A 428-nucleotide genomic window follows, 5' to 3' on the forward strand; every position below is an offset into this window, starting at 1 on the left:
TCGATCCAGATGCCGAGGATCTCCTTCGTGCCGTCCGGCAGGATGCCGAGCGCGATGTAGACGGCCTTGTTGCGAACGAAGCCTTCGTCCCTGATCTTGACCCGGATCGCATCGAAGAAGATGAGCGGATAGATCGCATCCAGCGGGCGGTTCTGCCACTCGGCTACTTCCTCCAGGACGGCGTCGGTGACGGCCGAGATCAGGTCCGGCGACACGTCGATGCCGTAGAGCTCCTCCAGATGGCCGCGGATCTCGCGCACCGTCATGCCGCGCGCGTACATGGAAATGATCTTGTCGTCGAAATCGGGAAAGCGGCGCTGGTATTTGGCGATCAGCTTCGGATCGAAGGTTCCGGCCCGGTCGCGCGGGATCGACAGCGTCATCTTCGACGTGCCCGTCAGAACCGACTTCCTCGAATGGCCGTTGCG

At 62.1% G+C, this 428-nt stretch carries 1 protein-coding gene; it reads right to left on the reverse strand.

The features are described 5' to 3' along the window. On the reverse strand, positions 1-428 hold a 428-nt coding region (locus AC0L16_RS33610), incomplete at both ends, for an IS256 family transposase (protein WP_473625816.1).

Source organism: Mesorhizobium sp. WSM4848 (assembly GCF_055811375.1).